The sequence below is a fragment of the Kitasatospora sp. NPDC036934 genome, from assembly GCF_055608425.1.
Map to the genome: position 1 here is coordinate 83,714 of NZ_JBVJQR010000014.1, position 18,197 is coordinate 101,910.

The following is an 18,197-nucleotide window of genomic DNA, read 5'->3' on the forward strand; positions in this document are numbered from 1 at the left end:
GTGGAGCCGGGCGGTCCCCGGATCCGCTCCGGTCATCGGGCTCGATTCGAGGAGAACCATGCGTGACACCGTCCTCGCCGACCGCTACCGGTTGGTCGACTGGTTGGGCGGCGGCTCGATGGGCGACGTGTGGCTCGCCGAGGACGAGGTCCTGGGCCGCCGGGTGGCGGTCAAGCTGGTGAAGGCGGCCCTGCTGGAGGAGCCGGGCTTCGCCGAGCGCTTCCACGCCGAGGCCCGCGTCATGGCGCAGCTGCGGCACCCGGGCATCGTCGGGGTGTACGACTACGGGCACAACACCGTCGACGGGCAGCGCTCGGTCGGGTACCTGGTCATGGAGCTGATCGACGGTGAGCCGCTGAGCGCCGTGCTGGAGCGCCGCGGTGCGCTGCCGGTCGCGGAGGCGCTCCAGCTGGCGCTCCAGGTGCTGGAGGCCCTGGAGGTCGCGCACGAGTCCGGGGTGGTCCACCGGGACATCAAGCCGGCCAACCTGATGGTCCGTGGCGACCGGACGGTGATCGCCGACTTCGGCATCGCCCGGCCGGGCTGCGACGCCCGGCTGACGGTACCCGGGGTCGTACTCGGCACCGCCGCGTACCAGGCGCCGGAGCAGGCGTCCACCGGGACGGTCACCGCCTCCGCCGACCTCTACGCGCTCGGCGTCGTCCTCCACGAGTGCCTGGCCGGGCAGCTTCCCTTCGACGGGGAGACCGCCCTGGAGGTGATCCTCAAGCACCTGACGGAGCCCGTGCCGCCGCTGCCCGAGGAGGTGCCCGCGCCGGTGCGGGCGCTGGTCGGACGGGCGATGGCGAAGGAGTCCGGCGAGCGCTGGTCCGACGCGGCGGCCATGGCCACGGCGGTGCGGGAGGCCCTCGCGGCGGTCGGGGAGGAGGTGCCGGCGGCCCCGGACCGGCCCCGGTCGAGACCGGTCGCCGCCGCTCGTACGGCGCGGACCCGGCCCGGCCCGCGCGCGCTGGTCGGGGTGACGGCGCTGGTGCTGCTCTGCATGGGCGGGGCCGCCGGGGCGACGGTGATCCGGCCCGACCGGGAGGCCGCTCCGGCCGGAGCCTCCGCCGCCGGGGCCGCCGACCCGGGCGTGCCGGGCATGCCGATCTCGGCGCTGACGGAGGAGCGTCCGCTCGCCGCGCCGCAGACCGGTGCCGCACCGCAGACCGGTGCCGCGACGGCTCCGGCGCCGTCCGACGGCCCGTCGGCGGGTGCCGGGAGCCCCGCTCCGGACGCCGGACCCGGGCCGGTCACCGGGCCGTCCCCGGCCGTGCCCGGTCCGTCGCCAGCGGTGCCCGCCGCCGGCCCGAACCCCGCCCCGCCCGCGCCGGTCGCCACCGCCCCGGCCCCGCCCGCCGTCCGCGACCCGGCTACCCAGCCCCCGCCCGCCACCCGGGAACCCACCCCGCCCAACCCGCCCGCCACCGTTGAACCGGCCACACCCACCGCGACTCCGCAGCCCACCCAGTCGCCCCGGCCCACCCAGCCGCCGGCGCCGCAACTGCCCACCACGGCCTCGCAGATCACCGCCAACGGCGCCGCGCTGGACAACTACCAGTCCAAGAACGAGGACGGCAACGGGATCAACACCTACTACGCCAACGGCACGCTGGCCCAGACCTGGCGGCTGGAGAAGATCGCCGAAGGGAAGTACTACCTGCGCAACGGCGCCAGCGGGTACACCAAGGTGCTGGACCTGGACAAGGGCACCCGGAAGGTGCAGATCTGGACGAATCCACCGGCCACCGAGAACCAGATCTGGGACCTGGTGCCGGTCGAGGGCGGGTACCTGATCGTCAACGACTGGAGCAAGGAGTGCCTGACGTCCTACGGCGTCGGCTACTGGGCCGGGGTGTCGGCGTGCTCGAACGCCAAGGGCCAGGTGTGGGCGATCTCCTGAGCCGCCCCGGTGGCTGAGGCCACCTGGCGGCCGTGGTGGCCGGGGCTACCCCGGAAGCCAGGACGGCCACTGCCGCCGGGGCCGGTCGGCCGGGCGGCCGAGGCCGATCAGGGCGGACAGCCGGTCGGCCTCGGGGGAGGCGATGGCGGACAGGATGTCGTACGCCTCCGACCGGCACGCCCGGGCCGCGCCCTCGTCGTCGGCGGCGGCGCGGTCGGCGAGCGCGTCGCCGAGCGCCGCCAGGGCCAGGCCGCGGCCCCGGCGGTCGCCGTCGAGGGTCAGCACCTCGACCGCCCGGTCGGCGGTCTCCACCGCCTCGGCGCCGCGTCCGAGGGCGCGCAGCGACTCGGTGAGGCGCAGCAGGGTGCGGCCCGTCCGGCGCAGGTCGGCCGGTTGCAGCAGGTCGAGGGCGCCGCGGTGGTGGCGCAGGGCCTGCTCGAACTCGCCGCGGTCGTGGGCGATGGTGCCCAGCGATTCGAGGGCGAGCGACTGGAGCTCGCGGTCGGCGAGCTGGTGGCAGATCAGCAGGGACTGGTCGACCACCCGGACCGCCGCCTCGAACCGGCCGAGCTCGGTGAACGCGCCCGCCAGGTTGAGCAGTTCGCCCGCCACCGCCCGCCGGTCGCCGAGCCGCTCCCGGACCGAGATCGCCGCCGTGAAGCCGTCGACCGCGTCGGCCGGTCGGCCGACCTGGACGAACAGGGCGGCGAGGGAGGCGTGGGCCAGGGCGAGCAGTGGGCCCGGCAGGTCGTGGGCGGTGCACAGATCGCGGGAGCGGAGCAGCTCGCCGAGGGCGGCGGGTTCGGAGCCGACCTCCGTCAGCAGGCGTCCCAGGACGAGCCGTGCGCGGACCTCGGCGCTCCGGTCGCCCTGCCGCAGGGCGGCCTGGAGCAGCACCTTGGCCGAGTGTCCGAGCGGCCGGGCGGCCTGCCCGGTGTCGCACAACAGACTGCAGCCGAGCAGGAGTTCGGCCGCCAGGTCGAGCCGGGCCGGGTCCGGGAGGCCCGCGTACTGGCCGACCAGGGCGCCGATGCCCTGGTACTCGCGGCGCGCGCGGACCACCGCGCGGGCGTCGGGGGCGGCCGGTGCACCGGCACCGGGCAGGGCGGCGCGGGCTGCGGACGGGCCGAGGGCCGCCACGGTCTCGGCGTGGTGGTGGACCATCAGACGGGTGAGGACGGCGGCGGGGTGGTCCGCCGCCGGGCTCGGGCCGGTGAGCCGCTGGGCGAAGGCGCGCAGCAGGTCGTGGTACCGGTAGCGGTCCGGCGGCGCGGTCTCCAGCATCGAGCAGTCGACCAGCGACTCGGCCAGCTCCTCGGCCTCGTCCTCGGGCAGGCCGAGCACCGCCGCGACCGCGCCCGGCGACAGGTCGGGCACCTCCGGCACGGCCAACAGGCGGAAGGCGCGGGCCTGTTCGGGATCCAGCTGGTCGTACCCGAAGCGGAACGCCGACTCGACGGCAAGGTCCCCGGTGCGCAGCACGTCCAGCCGGCGGCGGTTCTCGGAGAGCTTGTCGAGCAGCCGCGCCATGGTCCACCCCGGCCGGCAGGCGAGGCGGGCGGCGAGGATGCGCACGGCCAGCGGGAGGTGGCCGCAGAGCCGGACCAACTCCAGGGCGGTGTCGGCCTCGGCCCGCAGCCGTTGCTCGCCGATCACCCGGCCGAGCAGGTCGAGGGCCTCCTGCGGGTCGAAGGCCGGCAGCTCGACGACGTGCGCGTTGGGCAGCGCACCGAGTCTGACCCGGCCGGTGACGAGCACCGCGCAGCCGGGCCGGCCGGGCAGCAGCGGCCTGATCTGCTCGGCGTCCCGGGCGTTGTCGAGGACCACCAGCACGCGCCGGCCGGAGAGCATTGAGCGGAACTGGGCGGAGCGTTCGGCGAGCCCGGCGGGCAGCGCGTCGGCGGGCATCCCGAGCGAGCGGAGGAGGGCGCCGAGGGCCTCCTCGGCCGGGGTCGGGCGGCCGTCCGCGCCATGCAGGTCGACGTAGAGCTGGCCGTCCGGGAAGTCGTCGGCCAGGCCGTGCGCGACGTGCACGGCCAGGGCCGTCTTGCCGACGCCGCCCAGGCCGGACACCGTCGCCACGGGCATGGCGTCCGGGGCGAGCAGGGCGGTCCGCAGCGCCGCCGTCTGCGCCTCGCGGCCGGTGAAGTCGGCGAGGTCGGCCGGCACCTGGGTGGGCCGTACCGGGGCCGGGTGCGACGGGCGGGCCGGGGCGGTGCCGGTCCGGGACGGCGCGGGCGTCATCAGGGCGGCGTCGGCCGCCAGGATCCGGCGCTGCACCTCGCGCAGGCCGGGCCCGGCGGCGACGCCGAGCTGCGCCCGCAGCCGCCGGTCGGTGGCGCGGTACACGGTCAGCGACTCGGCCTGCCGGCCGGTCCGGTAGAGGGCGAGCATCAGCAGCTCGGCGAAGCGCTCCCGGAGCGGGTGCTCGGCCACGGCGGCGGTGAGTTCGGCGACGGTCCGGTCCGACGGGCCGAGCTCGACCTCGGCCTCCAGACAGGACTCCAGGACGGCCACCCGGCGTTCGGCCCACTCGGCGCGCTGCCGCTCGACGTACGGCCCGGGGAGTCCGGACATCGGCTCGCCCCGCCACAGGTCCAGGGCGGAGCGGAGCGTGGTGGCGGCGACGGCGTGCTCCCCGGCGAGGCGCAGTTCCCTCGCCTCGTCGATCAGCTCCTCGCAGCGGTGGGTGTCCAGTCCGCCGGCGTCCAGGGCGAGCAGGTAGCCCCCGCCGAGCGAGGTCAGCGGGGCGGGCCCGAGGACGCGGCGCAGCCGGTGGACGTACGTCCGGATCACGGCCGAGGCCCTGGCGGGCGGCTCCTCGCCCCACAGGTCGTCGATCAGCTGGCCGACCGGTACGGGGTGGTTGGCCCGCAGCAGCAGCGACAGCAGCAGGCTCCGCTGCTGCGGCGCCCCGAGCGTCAGCTCGCCGCCGTCGCGCCACCCGTGCACCGGCCCCAGCACCGCGAACCGCAAACCAGCCACCGGCCGTCTCCCCCTCTGCCCGCCGCAATGAACCCCCGGCGCATCTTACCGACCGCATCGCCGCTGGTCAGAGCCTCCTTCGTCGGGAGCCGAGGGCGGAGCCACGGCCTGGCGCGAACGCGCGGGGCACGGGCGCACGGGCTCACGGGCAGTGGAGGGGAGCGGCGGAGCGGAGGGCGCCGTCAGCCCGCGCAGGTGGGGCAGAGCCCCCGGTAGGTGATCTCGGCGCCGGAGACGGTGAAGCCGAAGCGCTGGTCGGTCGGGAGGTCGGCGAGCGGGCTGCCGACCGGGTGGACGTCACGGATGGCACCGCAGCCGGTGCACACCAGGTGCTGGTGGGGGTGGTGGGCGTTGGGGTCGTAGCGCTTGGCCCGCCCGTCGGTGGACACCTCGATGACCTCGCCGAGGGTGACCAGCTCACCGAGGGTGTTGTACACCGTCGCGCGGGAGATCTCCGGGAGGCGTTCGGCTGCCCGGGCGTGCACCTCGTCGGCGGTCAGGTGCACGTGCTCGCCGTCCAGGACCTCGGCCACGACACGCCGCTGGGAGGTGAGTCGCCAGCCGCGCTCGCGCAGCCGCTCCAGAAGGTCACTCATACGGTTCACCTATTCAGGTCACGGGGAAGACCGGAGTTTACCAATGCGGATCCCGGGGATTCCGGCTCCCGACCGGATATGGGTTTGGTGTCTTTCTTGACGTGGATCACGTCCATCGTAGGATCGGCTCCGGCGCTAGCCTGGGTATCGGCAGTATCCAGATAGCAGCAGTAGGTGCCGTAGGTAGCAGATAGACACCGTGATCCGCCTTTCTAGGGAAGGATTCCCATGTCTGAGAACCACGATGCAACCGTTGTAGAGGCGGGCGCGGGCGTCTGCCCGGTCAACCACGGGCGCGCGCTCCACCCCACCCAGGGCGGCGGGAACCGCCAGTGGTGGCCGGAGCGGTTGAACCTCAAGATCCTCGCCAAGAATCCCGCCGTCGCCAACCCGCTCGGCGCGGACTTCGACTACGCCGCGGCGTTCGCCGCCCTCGACCTCCCGGCCGTCAAGCGGGACATCCAGGAGGTGCTCACCACCTCGCAGGACTGGTGGCCGGCCGACTTCGGCTACTACGGCCCCTTCATGATCCGGATGGCCTGGCACAGCGCCGGCACCTACCGGATCAGCGACGGCCGCGGCGGCGCCGGCGGCGGGCAGCAGCGCTTCGCCCCGCTGAACAGCTGGCCCGACAACGCCAGCCTGGACAAGGCCCGCCGCCTGCTCTGGCCGGTGAAGAAGAAGTACGGGCGCAGCCTGTCCTGGGCCGACCTGATCGTCCTGACCGGCAACGTCGCCCTGGAGGGCATGGGCTTCGAGACCTTCGGCTTCGGCGGTGGCCGGGTCGATGAGTGGGAGCCCGACGAGGACGTCTACTGGGGCCCGGAGACCACCTGGCTGGGCGACGAGCGCTACACCGGCGACCGCGAGCTGGAGAGCCCGCTGGCCGCCGTGCAGATGGGCCTGATCTACGTCAACCCCGAGGGCCCCAACGGCAATCCGGACCCGGTCGCCGCCGCCCGCGACATCCGCGAGACCTTCTACCGGATGGCGATGAACGACGAGGAGACCGTCGCGCTGATCGCCGGCGGCCACACGTTCGGCAAGACCCACGGCGCCGGCCCGGCGGACAACGTCGGTCCGGACCCGGAGGACGCGCCGATGGAGCAGCAGGGCCTCGGCTGGAAGAGCCGCTACGGCACCGGCGTCGGCGGCGACGCCATCACCAGCGGCCTCGAGGGCATCTGGACGGCCACCCCGATCACCTGGGACAACAGCTTCTTCGAGACGCTGTTCGGCTACGAGTGGGAGCTCACCAAGAGCCCGGCCGGCGCCCACCAGTGGAAGCCCAAGGACGGCGCCGGCGAGGGCACCGTGCCGGACGCCCACGACCCGGCCAAGCGGCACGTCCCGATCATGCTCACCACCGACCTCTCGCTGCGCTTCGACCCGGTGTACGGGCCGATCTCCCGGCGCTTCCTGGAGAACCCGGCGGAGTTCGCCGACGCCTTCGCCCGGGCCTGGTACAAGCTCACCCACCGCGACATGGGCCCGGTGGTGCGCTACCTCGGCCCGGAGGTCCCGAGCGAGCAGCTGCTCTGGCAGGACCCGCTGCCGGCCGTCTCCTACCAGCAGGTCGGCGCCGCGGACGTGGCGGACCTCAAGCGGCGGATCGCGGCCACCGGGCTGTCGGTCTCCGAACTGGTCTCCACCGCCTGGGCGGCGGCCTCCTCCTACCGCAACAGCGACAAGCGCGGCGGTGCCAACGGCGGCCGGATCCGGCTGCAGCCGCAGGCCGGCTGGGAGGTCAACGAGCCGGACCGGCTGGCCGCCGTGCTGCGGGCGCTGGAGGGTGTGCAGCGGGACTTCAACGCGCAGGCCGGCGACACGCAGGTCTCGATGGCCGACCTGGTGGTGCTGGCCGGCGGCGTCGGTGTCGAGCAGGCGGCCAAGGCGGCCGGGCTGGCCGTCGAGGTGCCGTTCGCGGCGGGCCGGGTGGACGCCCCGCAGGAGCTGACCGACACCGAGTCCTTCGCCGCGATGGAGCCCAAGGCGGACGGCTTCCGCAACTGGGTCGGCAAGGGCAACCGGCTGCCGGCCGAGTTCCTGCTGCTGGACAAGGCGAACCTGCTGGGCCTCAGCGCGCCCGAACTGACCGTTCTGGTCGGCGGGTTGCGTGTGCTGGGGGCCAACCACCAGCAGTCCGCGCACGGTGTGCTGACCGAGACCCCGGGCGTGCTGACGAACGACTTCTTCGTCAACCTGCTGGACCTGGGCATCAGTTGGTCGTCCACCTCGGAGGACTCCCACACCTTCGAGGCCCGGGACGCCTCCGGCGCGGTCAAGTGGACCGGCACCCGCGCAGACCTGGTCTTCGGCTCGAACTCCGAGCTGCGGGCCGTCGCGGAGGTGTACGCGAGCGACGACGCCAAGGAGAAGTTCGTGGAGGACTTCGTCGCGGCCTGGGTCAAGGTCATGAACGCGGACCGCTTCGACCTGGTGTGACACCGCTGAGGTAGCCGGGAGCCCCGGGGGCGCGAGCCCCCGGGGCTCCCGCGCTTCGTCACGGTGCCGCGCGCTTCGTCACGGTGCGCCGGCGCGTGGCGTCACGGTGCCCCGCGCGTGTCGTCACGGCGTTCCGGGCGTTCCCACACTGACCAGCCCGGTCTCGTACGCCGCGACCACCACCTGGGCGCGGTCCCGCAGGCCCAACTTGCCCAGGATCCGGGCCACATGGGTCTTCACCGTCGCCTCGGAGAGCTGCAGCCGGGCGGCGAGTTCGGCGTTGCTGAGGCCGCGGGCGAGCAGCCCCATCACCTCCAACTCGCGCGGGGTGAGGGTGGCCAGTTCGCGGTGCGGGGCGGCCGCGTCCGGGGCGGCCGGGCGGGCGAAGCGCTCCACCAGGCGGCGGGTGATCGCGGGGGCGAGCAGCGCGTCGCCGGTGCGGACCAGCCGGACGGCGGCGGCCAGGTGTTCCGGGGTGACGTCCTTGAGCAGGAACCCGCTGGCCCCGGCGGCCATCGCGGCGTACACGTAGTGGTCCAGGTCGAAGGTGGTCAGCATGATGATCCGGGGCGCGTCGGCGGTGCGGTCGGCGAGGATCCGCCGGGCGGCCTCAAGGCCGTCCAGTCCGGGCATCCGGATGTCCATCAGCACCACGTCCGGTCTGCTCCGGCGGACGGCGGCGACGGCCTGCTCGCCGTCCTCGGCCTCGGCGACCACCTCGATCCCCTCGGACTCCAGGATCAGCCGGAAGCCGATCCGGACCAGCGCCTGGTCGTCGGCGACCACCACGCGCAGCGGCTGCTCGTTCTCTCCGGTGGCCATCAACTCTCCAGGGGTATCGAGGCCGTGACGCGGTAGCCACCGCGCGGCCGGGGGCCGGTGTGCAGGGTGCCGCCGTAGACGGCGAGGCGTTCGCGCAGCCCGAGCAGGCCGCGGCCGTTGCCGGTGGCGGCGGCGCCGGTGGGGCGGCCGCCGGTGTCGGTGACCTCCACCCGCAGGTGGTCGGCGGCGTAGTCGACGGTCACCGCGGCGTCGGCGCCGCCCGCGTGCTTGACGGTGTTGGTGAGCGCCTCCTGGACGACCCGGTAGGCGGCGAGTTCGACCCCGGGCGGGACGGTCCGCCGCTGCCCGGACACGGTCAACTCCACCGGCAGTCCGGCCCGGCGGACGCCCTCGACCAGGGCGTCCAGCCGGCCCAGGCCGGGCTGCGGGCTGAGGTCGGCATCGGCCGCCGGATCCTCCCCGGCGCCCGAGTCGATGGTCAACAGGCCCATCACGTGCCGCAGTTCGGTCATCGCCGCGCGCCCGCCGGACTCCACCGCGGCCATCGCCTCGCGGGCCTTGTCCGGGGCGGTGTCGAGGATCTTGCGGGCGGCCCCGGCCTGGATCGTCATCATGCTCACGTTGTGGGTCACCACGTCGTGCAACTCCCGTGCGATGCGCGCCCGTTCGAGTTCCACCGCGCGGTCCAGCGCGGCCAGCTGCTCGCGCTCCAGGGCGGACAGCCGCTCCCGTCCCTGCTCCACCCGGCGGCGCCACATCCGCAGTTCGTAGGCGACCGCGAACACCGGTACCAGGACGAGCACGGCCACCACCGAGTTCGGGAAGTGCGGCAGCTTGGCGGAGTCGAACAGCACCACGAGCGCGGCCGTGGCAGCCGCCAGGCTCACCGGCAGTGCGGCGGTGCGGCGCCCGTACCCGGCCGCGCTGTAGGCGGCGACGATCACCGCCACGCCCGCCGAGTACGCGACGTCCTCGGACTGCCCCCGCACCAGCAGCGCGGCCGGCAGCACCGTCCACAGCACCGCCAGCGGGTGGCGCCGGCGCAGCACCAGCGGCAGTGGGAGGAGCGGCACCAGCAGTAGCAGCCCGGTCCACGCGGGGTCGTGCGGGCCGCCGGCGATGGCGGCGTAGCGGCCGGAGGTGAACGAGAGGAACAGGGCCAGGGCCAGGTCGAAGGCCTGGCCGCGCCGGGTCGGCCGGGGCGGGGGAGGTGCGCCGCCCGCGCCGCCGCCCGGGCGGCGGCCGGCGAGCAGCCGTTGTACCGCGGGGTGGTTGATCACCGGGACATTGTGGCGGTCGGCCGTTGCCCGGGACAGCCCCGCGAGCGGCGGCGGCCGGTACACCGGTCGACTACCTCGCAAGGATGACGCCGGCGGCCGTACGCCCGACGAGGTACGGAACCTGCGGCCGGCGGCGGACGCGGTGCGGTGCTGCCCGTCCGTACCTTCGTCCTCGACACCAGGCAGGACAGCACGAGGAGCGGGGACATGAACAACGATCCGGTGATCGAACTGAGCGGTGTGAGCCGCCACTACGAGGGCGCGCGGGCTGCGCTCGACGGGGTGGCGCTGAGCGTCCGGGCGGGGGAGTCGGTGGCGCTGCTCGGCCCGTCCGGCAGCGGGAAGTCCACCCTGCTGAACCTGGTCGCCGGGCTGGACCGGCCGAGCGCCGGGACGGTCAGCGTGGCCGGGGTCCGGGTGGACCGGCTGAACGAGAAGGGCTCGGCCAAGTACCGGCGCGGCACGATCGGCATGGTGTTCCAGTTCTTCAACCTGCTCGACGACCTGACGGTGGCCGACAACGTGGTGCTGGCCGGCGAACTGGCCGGGGTCCCCCGGGCCGAGGCCCGGCGGCGGGCCGCCGAGTTGCTGGAGTCGCTCGGCATCGACCGGCACGCCCGCGCCCACCCCGGCCGGCTCTCCGGCGGCGAACGCCAACGGGTGGCGGTGGCAAGGGCGTTGATGAACAATCCGCCCCTGCTGCTGGCCGACGAGCCGACCGGCGCACTGGACTCGGCCTCCGGCGAGGACGTCAAGGAGCTGTTCCGGGAGCTGCACCAGGACGGCCAGACCATCCTGATCGTCACCCACGACCTGACCCTCGCCGAGGACTGCGCCACCCGGACCGTCCGGATGCGGGACGGCCGGGTCGAGTCGGACACCGCGGCGGTGGCGGCATGAGCGGGCGAATCATCGAGGGGTGCGTGTTGCGCGAAGCGCCTGCCGAGCGCGGCGAGGCGGGAGCATGAGTGCGCTGAGCCGGGTCGTTCGCGCCGGAGTACGGCGCCGTCGGACCCAGTCGATCGCCATCGGGCTGTCCGCCCTGGTGGCCACCACCTGCTCCGTCCTCGGCGGCTCGCTGCTGGTCGCCTCCGAGGCCCCCTTCGACCAGGCCTTCGACGGTCAGCACGGCGCCCACCTCACCGCGCGCTTCGACGGCACCCGGGTGACCGTCGGCCAACTCGCCGCCACCGCGCACGCCGCCGGGGTGACGGAGACCGCCGGCCCCTTCCGGACCGTCACCGTCGACCCCGAGCCGGGCCCCGGCTCCAGCGTCCCGGTCGGGGCGACGATGGACCCGATGACCGTCGCCGGCCGCGCCCCGGCCGCCGAGGGCATCGACAAGGTCCAGTTGACGGAGGGGAGTTGGCCGACCAAGCCGGGCGAGGTGGCGATCGGCGACTCGTACCTGAACCAGAACGTGCCGCTCGGCGGCACCCTGCGCCTGCCCGGCCTGCCGGGCGCCCCCACCTTGGAGGTGGTCGGCTTCGCCCGCTCGGTCAGCCGCACCGCCGACGCCTGGGTGACGCCCGAGGCGATCCCCGCCCTCACCGCCCCCGGCAGCACCCCCGGCTACGAACTGCTCTACCGCTTCGCCGACGCCGCCACCACCGGCGCGATGGACGCCGACCGGACCGCCGTCGCCGCCGCTGCACCTGCCGGGGCACTGACCGGCGCCCAGTCCTGGCTCGCCGCCAAGCAGGGCTCGGACCGCAACACCGCGCTGGTCCTGCCGTTCATGGTCGCCTTCGGCCTGCTCGGCATGGCGATGTCGGTGCTGGTCGCGGGCAATGTGGTGGCCGGCGCCGTCGGCACCGCCACCCGGCGGATCGGCGTGCTCAAGGCGATCGGCTGCACCCCGGCCCAGGTGGTGCGCGCCTACGTCGCCCAGGCGCTGGTCCCGGCCACCGTCGGCGTCCTGCTCGGGGTGGTGGCGGGCAACCTGCTGGCCGTGCCGGTGCTCGCCACCGCCGGAAACCTCTACGGCACCAAGGCCTCCGGCATCGCCCCCTGGGTGGACGTCGCGGTGGCCGGCGGCACCCTCGCCGCCGTCGCCCTGGTCGCCTGGGCGGGCGCCGCCCGGGCCGGTCGGCTGCGCACCGTGGACGCGCTGGCCGTCGGCCGTACGGCAAGCGGCACCAGGCGGGACGCCCTGGCCCGGCGGGTCGCCGCGCTGGCCGCCCGGCTGCCGCTGCCCCGGCCGGTCAGCCTCGGCCTCGCCCAGCCCTTCGCCCGCCCGGCCCGGGCCGCCGGGATGCTCGCCGCCGTGCTGTTCGGGACGGCCGCGGCCACCTTCGCGGTCGGCATGGGCGGCACGATGAGCTGGGTGCAGGAGGCCAAGAACCACGCGAGCGCGGACGTCTTGGTGACGCCCGTCCGACCGGCCGTCCAACCCGGGGCCGCCCCGGTGAAGCCGGCCCCGGCCGATCCGGCCGCCGTCACCGCCGCGCTCACCGCCCGGCCGGGCACCGCCGCCTACTACGGCGTCGGCGTCGAGGACGTCACCGTCCCCGGTGTGGCCGGGAGCACCACGCTGACCGCCTTCCGGGGCGACTCCTCCTGGGCGGGGTACCGGATGGTCGCCGGCCGCTGGTACCAGGGGCCCGGCGAGGCCGTCGCCCCGAACACCTTCCTCGCCGCGGCCTCGATCGGGCTCGGCGACCAGGTGACCTTCACCGACCACGGCCGGCCGGTCACCGTCCGGATCGTCGGCGAGGTCTTCGACCCGCACGTGCAGACCAACGAGCTGTTCACCGACGCCGGAAGCCTCCCGAGCGGCACCGCGCCCGTCCCCGACCAGTGGTTCGTCAAGCTCCGCCCCGGCACCGACCACACCGTCTACGCCAGCGCCCTCGGCGGCGCGCTCGCCCCGCTCGGCCAGACCGCCGAGGACGGCGTCCCGCGGCACTCCGCCGACTCGATCCTCGCCCTCGACTCGCTCACGGCCACCCTGACCGTGCTGCTGGTCGTGGTCGCCGGGCTCGGCGTCCTCAACACCGTCGTGCTGGAGATCCGCGAGCGCACTCGCGACACCGGCGTCGCCAAGGCGCTCGGCATGACGCCGGCCCAGACCGTCGGCATGGTGCTCGCCTCGGTGTTCCTGGTCGGGCTGGTCGGCGGCGCGATCGGCCTGCCGGTCGGCCTGCTGCTGCACGGCCTCACCGTGCCCGCCATGGGCCACAGTGCCGGCCTGGACATCCCGGCGACGGCGCTGGACGTCTTCGGCACCCCGCTCCTGGCCCTGCTCGGCCTCGGCGGCGTGCTGCTCGCCCTGCTCGGCGCCCTGCTCCCGGCCGTCCGGTCGGCCCGGGCCCGGACGGTGGACGCCCTGCGCGCGGAGTGACACGTGTGCCGGCCGCCGCGCTCAGGACCGGACGGACGGGCTCGAGGCCGGTGCCGTACCGGATGGCCCGAGCGGCTCAGGACTCCCCGGCCTTCCGCTCCCCGGCCTTGGGCCGGCTGTCCCGCTGCTCCTCGTCCCGCTGCTCCTCGGCCTTCCGCTCCGCCTCGCGGACCTGCTCGGTGAAGGTGTGCTCGTCGATCCGCTCGACCGACGCCCCGTACTCGGCGGCCAGTTCGTCGGCCGGTCCCGGCGAGGACTCCCGCACCTCCAGGGCGACCATCGCCCCGCCGTCCGGCACGCGCGGCGACAGCACGATCAGCGCCGCGCCGGCCTCCGTCGCGATGTGCTCCTCCGCCGCGTTGCCCAGCGCCGCACCCGCCGCGAAGCCCAGCAGCACCCCGATCGGCCCGCCGAGCAGCCCAACCAGGCCGCCCACCACCCCCGAGCCGACGGTCGCCACCCCCGCGCCCCGGGTGAAGGTGTCCCGGATCTCCAGCACCCCGTCCGCACTCCGCTCCAGCGCCGCCGCCATCCGCAGCCCCGGCAGGTGCTGGGCACCGTCGAAGGCGAAGCGCCACGAGGTGGTGTCCGGAAAGGTCAGCAGAACCAGGTTGTGCTGCTCGCTCATCGCACTCCGATCGGGGTGGGGTCGCTCGGGTCTCCATCGTGGCCCTCGGCGCGGGGCGCTGCCACAGGAGCCGGGGGTTCAAACCAGGGCCCCGGTTCACCTGGGCGCAACCGGCCGTTTTTCGGCCACCTGCGGGGCCGTGTCGGGCCGCCCGGGGCCGTACCGGGCCGCCCGAACGACCGGACGGCGGGGCCGGCCCTGGCCCGGCCTGGTGGAACGGGGGCGCGGCGGCCGCCGGGGCGTTGGTTCGATCCTGACCGAAACGCGTACCGCCGGGACGCGTGCCCCTGGTGTGACGGGTGGGGCGCTGTAAGGATCCCGGACCGGCACACCCGTGCCAGACCCGAACGCTTGCAGGAGGCATCATGCAGCCCACAGCTGAGCAGGTTCGCGCACTGAAGGACGAGGACTTCCGGCTCACCCTCGGTCAGGGCGGGTCGGTCCACCCGGCCGGCGAGCCGGCCGACGAGCTCTACGTGACCGCCGCGGTGCTGAACAGCACCTGTGACGGCTGGTCCAGCTGCGGGCGCGTCTGCAGCTTCTGAGACCGGGGTCCGGCGCCGACCCCGGCCACGGTCGTACGGCCGGCCGGGTCCGCGCCGGACCTGCCCCGGGCGTCAGCGCAGACGAGTAGCAGCAGACGAGTGCCAGCGAACGAGTGCCAGCAGAGAGGCAGCACCACCCCGTGGTCGACGCGTCCGAACTCCTGCGGGCGGCTGCCCGAGCCGTTCCGCTGAACGCCCGCGGCCGGGCGCCGGAAGGGTTCGACCCGTCGCCGGCCGGCGGTGCCGGGCAATCCGACCGTGCCGGGCAATCCGACTGTGCCGGGCAATCCGACTGTGCCGGGCAAACCGAGCGCGCCGCCCGCGCCGCCCGGAAGCTGGAGCGCTGGCAGGCCCAGGCGCCGTTCGACCGGGCCGGCTGGTTCGCGCACCGACTCGCCGCCGACGGCCTCGACCCCGAAGCCCTGCGCGCCCTGCTCGCCGAGCCCCCCGAGGCGCTCGCCGCCCGCCTCGGGACGCCCTCGTGGGCCGAGCGGCTGGCCGCCGCCTTCGACCGGGCGGCCACCCTGGACGTCCCCGCGGAACACGAGTTCGCCGGGCTGGTCGCCCCGCTGCTCGCCGACGCCCGTGACCGCCTGTGCGCCGGCCTCGCCGCCCTGGACGCCCCCGCCCTCGGCACCCCCGAGGAACTGGCAGCGCTCGCCCTCCCCGCGCTCACCGCCACCGCCCACGGGATGGCGACCAGGACCGTCATCACCGAACTCCATGTCGCCCGCCTCACCGGCGAATCGACCGGCGACACCCCCGAGCAGCGCTACCGGGACTTCCTCGGCCGGCTCACCCGGCCCGAGCGGGCGCTGCGACTCCTCGCCGAGTACCCGGTCCTGGCATTCCGCCTCGCCACCGCCGCCGAGCAGTGGACGGGCACCACCCTCACCCTGTTCCGCCGCCTCGCCGCCGACCTCCCCGCCCTCGCCCGCACCTTCGCGGACGGCCGCCCGCTCGGCCGGCTCACCGAACTCGCCACCGGCCTCGGCGACCCGCACCGCGGCGGCGCCACGGTCAGCTCCCTGCGCTTCGAGCACGGCGTCCGGATCGTCTACAAGCCGCGGCCGCTCGGCGCCGAGACCCACTTCCAGCAGCTCCTCCACTGGCTCAACCCGCAACTGCGGCTGCCGCTGCGCGACCTGACCCACCTGGCCGCCGACGGCTACGGCTGGGTCGCCCACCTCTCCGCCGAACCGGCCAGGGACGACGCCGAGTTGCGCGACTTCTACCACCGCGCCGGCTCCCTCGCCGCGCTGATGTACGTGCTCGACGCGGTCGACTGCCACGCCCAGAACCTGCTCGCCGTCCGGGACCAGCCGGTGCTCATCGACCTGGAGGCGATCCTCCACCCCGACCTGCGCGAGCCCGCCAAAGACCTCTCCGAGTCCGAGCGGCTCGCCCGCCACCAGGCCCGGCACTCGGTACTGCGCTCGGGCCTGCTCCCCGAGCGGATGTGGGACGAGGGCAACGGCGGCGCCGACATCTCCGCCCTCGGCTGGGACCCGGGCAGCCTCCCGCCCCGTCCGCTGCCCGTCCTGGTCGGCCAGGGCACGGACGAACTCCGGCTGGAGTACCGGCGGTTGCCCGTCGAAGCGCCCGGCAGCCGGCCCGTACCGGCCGACCAGCCGCTGCGACTCGCCGACCACCTGGCGGAGTTGACGGCGGGCTTCACCGAGGCCTACCGACTGCTCGCCGCCGACAAGCCGCAACTCCGTTCGCTGATCGGCGCGTTCGCGGCCGACGAGACCCGCCTGCTGCGCCGCGACACCTTCGAGTACCGCAGTCTGCTCAACACCGCCTGCCACCCCGACGCCCTGCGCGACGCCCTCGACCAGGACCGCCACCTCGACCGGCTCTGGGCACTCGTCGGCTGGGAGGAGCAGGCCCTCGACTTCGTCGAGCACGAGCGCGCCGACCTGTGGCGCGGCGACGTACCCGTCTTCACCATCCGCCCGGACGGCGTCGACGCCCGCTCGGCCACCGGCGCGCTCGTCCCCGGCGTCACCGAGCAGCCGGCCCTCGACCTGGCGCTCGCCAAGGCGGACGGCCTCGGTGAGGAGGACCTCGCCCGCCAACTCCAGCTGCTCAGGCTCTCGGTGACCACGGCCGACGGGGTGCGCGAGCCCGGCCGAGCCGTCGCCGCCCGACCCCAGGCGCCCGCCGGGCGGGCCGGGAGCCTGGCCGCCCGCGCTCTCGCCCAGGCCGTGGACGCCGGTGAGCAACTGCTCCGCGAGGCCTACCGGGGCACCGCCGACCTCGCCTGGGCCGGCCCCAACTGGGCCCCGCCCGGCCGCTGGGCCCCCGCCGAACTCGGCCCGGACCTGTACAGCGGCACCGCGGGCATCGTCCTCTTCCTCCACCAGCTCGCCCGGGTCACCGGCGACCGCTCGCACCACGAAGCCGCCCGAGCCGCCGAACTGACGCTCCGTCAGCAGATCCGCCGCCGGGCCGACCGGCTCGGCGGCGGCCTGGCCGGCACCGGCGGGGTGCTGTACGCGCTCGCCCACCTCGCCGCCGACCACCCGGACCCGGAACTCGACGCGCTCGGCGGCCTGGTCCTCGACCGCATCGCCGCCACCGCGGCCGAGGACACCCAGTACGACGTCCTCGCCGGGAACGCCGGCACCATCGGCGGCCTGCTCGCCTGGGAGGCCGTCCGTCCGGGGCCCGCCGTCACCGACACGCTGGCGGTCTGCGTCGAACGCCTCGTCCGGGCCGCCGACCCGCACCCCGAGGGCGGTACCGGCTGGCTCCCCGCCGCCCTGGCGGAGACCGTCAGCCGCCCCCTCGCGGGCTTCGCCCACGGCGGCTCCGGCATCGCCTGGGCCCTGGCCCGCGCCGGGCACCGCCTGGGCGATCCGCGGCTGCCCCGTCTCGCCCTCGCCGCCGTGGAGTACGAGCGCACCCTGTTCGACCCCACCGCTGCCAACTGGCGTGACGTCCGCGAGGACGACGGTCCCGACGGCCCGAGCCACCCCGCCCTCTGGTGCCACGGCGCCGCGGGCATCGCCCTGGCCCGCACCGCGCTCGCCCCGCTGCTGCCCGAACGGCGCGACGCACTCCTGGCCGAACGCGACACCGCGCTCGACACCGTCCTCCGGGACGGCTTCGGCCACAACTCCTCGCTCTGCCACGGCGATCTCGGCAACCTGGAGGCCCTCCACCAGGCCGGCGACCGCTGGCGGGCCACCGCCGAGCGGCAGGCCCACGCCACCCTGGACGCCCTGGAGACCCAGGGCCGGCGCTGCGGACTGCCGAACGGGCTCCACAGCCCCTCCCTGATGGTCGGCCTCGCCGGCATCGGCCACGGCCTGCTCCGCCTCGCCGCCCCCGACACCACCCCCGCCGTCCTCACCCTCGAAGCCCCGACCACCTGACCCCGGCACCCTCGGCCCTCCCCGCCCCGCCCCGCCCCGCCCTGCCCCGGCGGTCCGCTCCTCCGATCGTCGGATCGCCTGCCGGGCAGCCGTCCGAAGGCCTGCCCGAATCGAACATCGCGGACCGATCCGGTGATCGACATCCACCAACTCGCCGTCGCCGACACAGAATCGCCCGGATCGGGTGAGACCGGCCGGGACACGCCGGGCGGCCCCGCCGACCGCTGCCAGGATCGGGGTCCGCACCGGCAGCCCGTCCTTCGCAGAGTGCCCACCGGCACCGCTGCCGACCCACCACGCCCACCC

The 18,197-nt window shown here is 75.2% G+C and carries 11 protein-coding genes; 6 read left to right on the plus strand and 5 right to left on the minus strand.

Going from position 1 to position 18,197, the window contains the following annotated elements; genetic code table 11:
• Positions 1-58: 58 nt before the first annotated feature.
• Positions 59-1,903, plus strand: a complete 1,845-nt coding sequence (locus tag ACZ7BZ_RS22400; protein WP_470359823.1) for a protein kinase domain-containing protein — start codon at positions 59-61, stop codon at positions 1,901-1,903.
• Between the two features lie 45 nt (positions 1,904-1,948).
• On the opposite strand, the gene ACZ7BZ_RS22405 is transcribed toward ACZ7BZ_RS22400, so the two are convergent.
• Both ACZ7BZ_RS22405 and ACZ7BZ_RS22410 read right to left on the minus strand, forming a co-directional pair.
• Positions 1,949-4,888, minus strand: a complete 2,940-nt coding sequence (locus ACZ7BZ_RS22405) for an AfsR/SARP family transcriptional regulator (protein WP_470359824.1) — start codon at positions 4,886-4,888, stop codon at positions 1,949-1,951.
• Between the two features lie 182 nt (positions 4,889-5,070).
• Positions 5,071-5,484: a Fur family transcriptional regulator gene (locus ACZ7BZ_RS22410; RefSeq protein WP_380459676.1), complete on the minus strand. Its 414-nt coding sequence runs from the start codon at positions 5,482-5,484 to the stop codon at positions 5,071-5,073.
• A gap of 228 nt (positions 5,485-5,712) precedes the next feature.
• Between ACZ7BZ_RS22410 and katG the strand changes: the two genes are divergently transcribed.
• Positions 5,713-7,929 carry a catalase/peroxidase HPI gene (gene katG / locus ACZ7BZ_RS22415; protein ID WP_470359825.1) on the plus strand — a complete coding sequence of 739 codons (2,217 nt, stop codon included), beginning with the start codon at positions 5,713-5,715 and terminating at the stop codon, positions 7,927-7,929.
• A gap of 123 nt (positions 7,930-8,052) precedes the next feature.
• Here katG and ACZ7BZ_RS22420 read toward each other — a convergent pair whose 3' ends face one another.
• Positions 8,053-8,751, minus strand: coding sequence for a response regulator (locus tag ACZ7BZ_RS22420; protein WP_470359826.1), 699 nt, complete (start codon positions 8,749-8,751; stop codon positions 8,053-8,055).
• The gene (locus tag ACZ7BZ_RS22425) at positions 8,751-9,992 is read right to left on the minus strand and encodes a sensor histidine kinase (RefSeq protein ID WP_470359827.1); all 1,242 of its coding nucleotides are present in this window, start codon (positions 9,990-9,992) and stop codon (positions 8,751-8,753) included. Before ACZ7BZ_RS22425 ends, ACZ7BZ_RS22420 begins: the two co-directional genes overlap by 1 nt.
• Before the next feature lie 207 nt (positions 9,993-10,199).
• On the opposite strand from ACZ7BZ_RS22425, the gene ACZ7BZ_RS22430 reads away from it, so the two are divergent.
• Both ACZ7BZ_RS22430 and ACZ7BZ_RS22435 read left to right on the plus strand, forming a co-directional pair.
• Positions 10,200-10,892, plus strand: coding sequence for an ABC transporter ATP-binding protein (locus ACZ7BZ_RS22430; RefSeq protein WP_470359828.1), 693 nt, complete (start codon positions 10,200-10,202; stop codon positions 10,890-10,892).
• Between the two features lie 64 nt (positions 10,893-10,956).
• Entirely contained in the window at positions 10,957-13,335 is a 2,379-nt protein-coding gene (locus ACZ7BZ_RS22435) for an FtsX-like permease family protein (RefSeq protein WP_470359829.1), read from the plus strand.
• Between the two features lie 76 nt (positions 13,336-13,411).
• Here ACZ7BZ_RS22435 and ACZ7BZ_RS22440 read toward each other — a convergent pair whose 3' ends face one another.
• A complete protein-coding gene (locus ACZ7BZ_RS22440) occupies positions 13,412-13,963 on the minus strand; it encodes a hypothetical protein (RefSeq protein ID WP_470359830.1) in 552 nt (183 codons plus the stop codon).
• A gap of 365 nt (positions 13,964-14,328) precedes the next feature.
• Between ACZ7BZ_RS22440 and ACZ7BZ_RS22445 the strand changes: the two genes are divergently transcribed.
• The gene (locus ACZ7BZ_RS22445) at positions 14,329-14,508 is read left to right on the plus strand and encodes a hypothetical protein (protein WP_380459662.1); all 180 of its coding nucleotides are present in this window, start codon (positions 14,329-14,331) and stop codon (positions 14,506-14,508) included.
• A gap of 140 nt (positions 14,509-14,648) precedes the next feature.
• Complete coding sequence (locus ACZ7BZ_RS22450) at positions 14,649-17,891, plus strand: type 2 lanthipeptide synthetase LanM family protein (RefSeq protein ID WP_470359831.1); 3,243 nt, start codon at positions 14,649-14,651, stop codon at positions 17,889-17,891.
• Positions 17,892-18,197: the final 306 nt, after the last annotated feature.